5 protein-coding genes are annotated in these 5,936 nt (G+C 43.3%); 1 reads left to right on the top strand and 4 read right to left on the bottom strand.

Translation table 11 applies throughout. The features are described 5' to 3' along the window. Positions 1–99: 99 nt before the first annotated feature. The 4 genes from ACP45E_RS19325 to ACP45E_RS19310 all read right to left on the bottom strand — a co-directional run bounded on the left by ACP45E_RS19325 (position 100) and on the right by ACP45E_RS19310 (position 5,414). A complete protein-coding gene (locus tag ACP45E_RS19325; protein WP_017039153.1) occupies positions 100–1,311 on the bottom strand; it encodes an ABC transporter permease in 1,212 nt (403 codons plus the stop codon). Then, the gene (locus ACP45E_RS19320; protein WP_017039152.1) at positions 1,304–2,578 is read right to left on the bottom strand and encodes a TolC family protein; all 1,275 of its coding nucleotides are present in this window, start codon (positions 2,576–2,578) and stop codon (positions 1,304–1,306) included. The genes ACP45E_RS19325 and ACP45E_RS19320 overlap by 8 nt, the downstream gene beginning before the upstream one ends. Beyond that, positions 2,571–3,695, bottom strand: coding sequence for an efflux RND transporter periplasmic adaptor subunit (locus ACP45E_RS19315; protein ID WP_026026796.1), 1,125 nt, complete (start codon positions 3,693–3,695; stop codon positions 2,571–2,573). The genes ACP45E_RS19320 and ACP45E_RS19315 overlap by 8 nt, the downstream gene beginning before the upstream one ends. A 237-nt stretch (positions 3,696–3,932) precedes the next feature. Next, positions 3,933–5,414, bottom strand: coding sequence for a carboxypeptidase M32 (locus ACP45E_RS19310; RefSeq protein ID WP_017039150.1), 1,482 nt, complete (start codon positions 5,412–5,414; stop codon positions 3,933–3,935). A 239-nt stretch (positions 5,415–5,653) separates the two neighbouring features. Between ACP45E_RS19310 and ACP45E_RS19305 the strand changes: the two genes are divergently transcribed. Further along, positions 5,654–5,936, top strand: a 283-nt coding sequence (locus ACP45E_RS19305) for a LysE family translocator (protein WP_141707435.1), incomplete at its 3' end; no start/stop codon positions are given.

The following is a 5,936-nucleotide window of genomic DNA, read 5'->3' as shown; positions in this document are numbered from 1 at the left end:
TACACAAGGTTGCCCACGCGACGGCCAAAACTGTTAGCCCAAGTCGTAGTTTTTCGGCAGCCATTTCCTGAAATATTTGTCTCATCGGCAATAGCACTGTTAAGCCCTCGAAGTGAGTGCGTCAACGGGCGTAAGGCGAGAAGCACGTTTGGCAGGAAAGTAAGAGGATAAGAAAGCCAGCATCAGTGTTACTACCAACGCCATTCCAATTGAACTTAGTGTTATTACAGGTGAACCAATCCATTCCGGTAAATCGATTCGGCTTAGCAAAGACACCACACTGAAGGATGTTATTAGCCCCACAATGGCTCCCAAGCCAACTAAAATAAGCCCCTCGATAATAAACTGAGACCTTATGGATCCTTGAGTCGCACCGATGGCCAGTCGAACGCCAACTTCCCGAGTCCTTTCTGTAACAGAGAGAAACATGATATTTGCCACGCCTAATGCGCCAACAGCCATCGTCATCACGCCACTGGCTGTTAGAAAGATCTGAATACCAGACAAGGTATTCGTAACGATGTTGCCCCCTACACTAAAGTCAGGCATATAGAGGGCATCTTTGTCGCTAGGGTCAAAGTGTTTCTGTTGGGCAAAGAAATTGACAATGTCGCGTCTGAACGATGATGCTTCTACGCCCTCGAAAGGTTTTAACACCAGTTGCCATGGTGTGTCTTTCCATAGGTCAAGATAAGTAGTTTGGGGTATAAAAACGTGTTGACTCTCGCCGAAAGATACTGCTCCTTGCTCGTCACTAAGCAGACCAATCACAAAAAATGGAATGCCGTTGATCTTAATTTGGTCACCTATTTGGGTTCCGCCTATTTGAGCAATTCGATTACCCACGATAACTACACGAGTGTGGTCATCCATATCCATTACTGAAAAATTGCGTGAACCTGGCTTTAACTGGATTTGCGTTACCGGAAAGTAAGAGGAGTCTACACCGCTCACTGAGCGTCCGAAACGGAGCCCTTGAGTGTTAGAAACGGTTGCATGTTTAAGGTAAATAGCGGAATATTTTTTAACAAAACCAGCTTGCTGGATCAGTTTGACCTTGTCTATTTCGATGTTTATCTTCCGCCTAGAGGGCAAACCCTGCCACGTTTTACTTGTCCTAGCAGGAAAAACGAACTGAGTATCATTAACAAAGAATGCGAAAGACTGAGTTTGATAACGATAAAAGCCTTCACCGAGAGCCATCAAAACGATAACAGAGAGCACTCCCCACGAAATTGCGATAATAGCTAAGGCGCTTTTCATTCTATGCGCTAACAACGTTTGCCAAGTCTGCAGTAAAAGATTAACCATGATGTAGCGCCTGAGAGATCAACGCCATAATGTCATCATCTAACTTACCGGTGGCTTTAAGCAGTTCTATCCTCTGACGCCAATAATCATACAGATTTGTCTGTAAAAGGTACCGAGAGGAAAACAAGTTGTTATGTGCACTGATGACATCCGATGCTTCTAGAAATCCTGCGTCATAAAGTTTTTCTTTACTGTATAAAACCGCAGATCGAGACTCTACTAAATGATGGGCTATCAACACTTGCTCCCAGTTAAATTCTACTTGGGTGAAAGACTGCTCAATTCGTTTTTTAATGTCTATTTCGACTTTTCTTAAATCTTGCTTAGCTATCAACACATTAAGTGAAGATTGTTCGATTTTGGAGCGTGTCGAACCATTGAGGTCAATAGGCACTCTGATGGTCAAACCTGCATCGAATTCACCGTCAGAAAGGTTATCATCACCGCCATAGCCTACATGCCCTTGTACCGTCGGGTAGTAGCCACCTTGGGCCGATTTTTTTTCTAACTCTCTCGCTTTAACCTCTTCTATAGCAACCAATAGTTCTGGGCTATTATTTCTCGCGATTTTAAGCCATTGCTGCTGGGACGATACCAACATCGTGGGCTTAATTAAGTTATCAGTACGAATTTGATCTACAGCGTCAGGTAATTGATTTATCAACGCCTCCAATTCGTATTTTTTGCTTCTCAACTCTGCCTGTGCTCGTAGAATACCTGATTTTTCAGATAGTTGATTGGCACGTATATCTTGTACGTCAATCGACTTTACCTTGCCTGCGGCATAGCGTTTTTCTGCTATCTCCAGCAACTTACTGCCTTCTTCTAATTTACTCGTAGCTAGCTGTAAATTACCTTGTGCAGCGGCCATATCCAGATAGATAAAAAGTAGTTTGGCCGCCAAATTATTATGCACCTTAATCAACTCAAGCTGAGATTTGAGAAAATTTGATTGCGCTTTATCTAATTCGGACCAAAGTCTGCTGTCCCAAATAACCTGAGACAACTCAGCGCCATAACGACTAGAATTACCCCGCTTCTCACGCCAATTTGCTGAGGCGTTAGCACTTAAAGCTGGTAATAGAGAGCTACGACTTAAATCTACTGAACTCTCACCAAGCTGCACACTAATCTGAGCTTTCTCATAGTCTGGGTCTATCTGTTTGGCTTGCTGCCAGGCCTCTTCGATAGAGATAGCCTGTGAAGGAGGGCTTAGTGCGACCGACAATAACAAACCGCTCATACTCACAAGGTATTGATTAACCATGAACTGCTCCCATCATACTGTGATCGATAATGGTTTCACCTAGTTCCACGCCATCAACGACTTCTACATTGATGCCATCGGATAAGCCAAGTTCTACTGGTTGTTTATGGTACCCTTGCTCCGTATTATCTGGGATCAGTACATTAGGTTTATTACCTTCAAACTGTAATACGCGCTCAGGTAGAGTGAGCACATTCTCTGATTTAACTAGGATTATTCTGGCAGTGGACGAAAACCCTGAGCGTATTTGCACGTTTTGAGGAATCTTAAGATCGCCGACTTCAACCTCAAAGCCGTTGTCAAATGGGCTGCCATCAGCGGAAGAGTTAAGGCTTTCAGACTGAATTGCAACTTTGTTTAGTACGCCAACAATTTTGATGTCTGGATAGGGTGCTACGGTAATTGTTACTGGCATCCCCGGAGTGAGCTGTGCTGTATCATGCTCACTAACACTGCCCTTGAAAATTAGACTATTCATATCCGCCAACGACATCATGTTTGTCGCCGCTTGGCTTGATTCTGTTGAGATAATCGGCTCACCTACCTCTACTTTTTTATTCAGAACAGTGCCGTCAATCGGGGCATAGATCGTTGAAGTTAGACGAGAAGTACCAATCGACGACTCACCACTTTGAATCAATTCAAGGTTCAAGCGTTTTTGTATAACGTCGGCCTGTGCGGATTTTACTCTGGAATGCGCTGAAACATAATCGTCGTAGTTTCGAGGAATAATGTTTTGTTCAACTAAGCTCTGGAGGTTAGCAAGTTGTTGTTTTTCTGACTCGATTTGGGCTTCACTACGCATTAATTCTGTTGAAGCATTAGTCAGTGCTTGTGGGGTAGGATTAGGTAAAACCTTAATAAGTGCATCACCTTGCGTTACATATTCACCAATGTTTACGTAAATTTCACCTACAATACCGTCTATTTGTGACTTGATGGACACTGAGTGTGCAGGAACGATATACCCCACAGCGACTGCGTTTTTTTCGATTGTTCCAGTGGCAACCGTAATAGTCGGAAATGCTTTAGGAGGCGTTGAATATTGCATATAGAAATACGCGCTACCACCGAGCAACATTGTACATGCCACTGACACTAATCCACTCTTAGTCATAATTTACTTCTCCAGAATGTAATGATCTACGCCATCTTTTATACGTAGGTCATGTTTAGTGCTGGCGCTTTTGCCCTAAACTGTTTGGCTTTGACATACCTTAAAGAATTAGCGTATTGCCAATTTAGTTAAACCACTAACAGAGTTTGGTTAGGACATGAGTTTTAGAGGCGCAATTTAAATAGCAATGAAGGCTGAATGAGAAACCAGCCTGTCTGCTTTGATTCTTCTATCTCACTACAGATATCGATTTTTCAAATGTTCTTGGAAGTACTGAGCATTTAACGTTTCACCTGTCGCAGATTTAACTAACTCATCAGTCGTTAGTAAACGGCCTTTACTCCAGATGTTTTCTGATAACCAAGAGAAAATAGGCGAGAGATCTCTACTACTGATTGCACTGTCGACATCGACGGTTTGTTTCATTGTGGCCATAAATTGCGCAGCATACATCGCACCTAGTGTGTAGCTAGGGAAGTAGCCGAACGCACCATCTGTCCAATGAATATCCTGCATACACCCATTTTTGAAATTACCTTGAGTAGAAAGGCCAAGATACTGCTGCATCTTATGGTTCCAAAGCTCAGGGACATCGGTATGTTTGATTTTTCCGTTCATCAGGTCACGTTCAATCTCATAGCGAAGAATAACGTGAGCAGGGTAGGTGAGCTCGTCGGCATCGACACGAATAAAATCTTTTTTAACGCGCGTGTACAATTTTTGGAAGTTATCAAAGCCAAACAGTGCAGGATCGTGTGAGGTAAATTGTTTACCTGCGAAGCTAGAGAGGTGTTGGATAAAGGCATCACTTCGCCCCACCTGCATTTCAAAAAACAGTGATTGAGATTCGTGAATTCCCATAGATCGAGCTTCACCCGACGGTAAGCCTGCGAGTTGTTTTGGCAACCCTTGCTCATAGCGAGCATGCCCTGTTTCATGCACGATACCCATTAACGATTGCACAAATTCAGCTTCGTCGTATCGGGTTGTGATCCTGACATCAGAAGGGACACCACCACAGAAAGGGTGGACACTTTCATCAAGTCGACCATGCTCAAAGTCAAACTGCAACAGTTTCATGACTTCTAACCCCAGCGCTTTTTGTTTATCTGTTTCAAACTGACCTGATGGGGTAATGAAAGACTCAGTTTTTTGCTTTTCAATCACGTCATCAATTAACGATGGAAGCCACGTTTTTACATCGGCAAACAAAATGTCCAGCGAGGCTGATGTTGTGCCAGGCTCGTAGATATCCAACATGGCGTCGTAAGGGGAAAGCCCGGTTGCTTCTGCACGAATTTGTGCTTCTTCTTGCGATAGCTTAACGACTTCAGCCCAGTTTTTTTCAAAGCCAAGCCAGTCATTGTTGCTACGTTGAGTTCGCCATGCATGTTCACATTGAGATCCTGCCAGCGACTTTGCTTGTACCAGTGTTTCAGGTAGTACCGTTGCTTGTTGCCATTGACGTTTTAGTTCACGTAGCGATGACGTATCTTGCGGGCTCAGTGCTTCAGATTCAGCTTGTTCAAACCATCCCGAAAGTTGCGGTTGAGTTAAAAGGCTGTGAATGTGCACAGACAATTGCGCCATGGCTTCAGAGCGAGCTTGGTTTCCACCGGAAGGCATCATTGATGCTTGGTCCCAGCCACAAATCGCTGCAAGGTGATTGAAATGAGAGATTGTTTTTGAATGTTCAACTAATTTTTGGAATGCAGTCATGGTATGCCGTTCGTGACGAAAGAAAGAATACTCAGTGTAGCAATGTTAAATTGATTCTCAAGGCCATTTAGTGGGGTAAACACACTGTTTATTCGCCATGCAATTCTTGGTGAATATAACGCTTAAGCGTTTAGATTATTGTTTTTTTATATTTCCAAAGACTCTTTATTACTGTGGAATCTTTTAAGATAACTTGCTATTTTGATTACTTTATTACGTAAAATTTAAGCCGTGTTCTGATGTTCATTTTAAATATTGAAGCTTTTATACTTGCTATTACGATCTTAACTCTGACGCCCGGGCTGGATACGGCTATGGTCATTAGAAATACCACAAGAGGTGGATTGTCTGATGGGGCGATGACAAGTTTTGGTATTTGTAGCGGTCTTTATGTACATGCACTTTTTTCCGCGATCGGTATTTCAGCGGTCTTGGCACAATCTGCGGAGCTGTTCCAGTTTGTTAAATTTGTTGGGGCAGCGTATCTGATTTGGTTGGGGGCGAGCAGATCGGAAGAGCGGT

Origin of the sequence: Vibrio genomosp. F10 str. 9ZD137 (assembly GCF_049974785.1) — a bacterium.
Classification (GTDB): domain Bacteria; phylum Pseudomonadota; class Gammaproteobacteria; order Enterobacterales; family Vibrionaceae; genus Vibrio.
The sequence above is the reverse complement of the archived record's forward strand: the minus strand, read 5'-3'. Positions and strand labels throughout refer to the sequence as shown.

Excerpts from the sequence above, each read along its gene's own strand:
- ACP45E_RS19310 (WP_017039150.1), bottom strand. The coding sequence starts at position 5,414 with ATGACTGCATTCCAAAAATTAGTTGAACATTCAAAAACAATCTCTCAT.
- ACP45E_RS19315 (WP_026026796.1), bottom strand. The coding sequence starts at position 3,695 with ATGACTAAGAGTGGATTAGTGTCAGTGGCATGTACAATGTTGCTCGGT.
- ACP45E_RS19320 (WP_017039152.1), bottom strand. The coding sequence starts at position 2,578 with ATGGTTAATCAATACCTTGTGAGTATGAGCGGTTTGTTATTGTCGGTC.
- ACP45E_RS19325 (WP_017039153.1), bottom strand. The coding sequence starts at position 1,311 with ATGGTTAATCTTTTACTGCAGACTTGGCAAACGTTGTTAGCGCATAGA.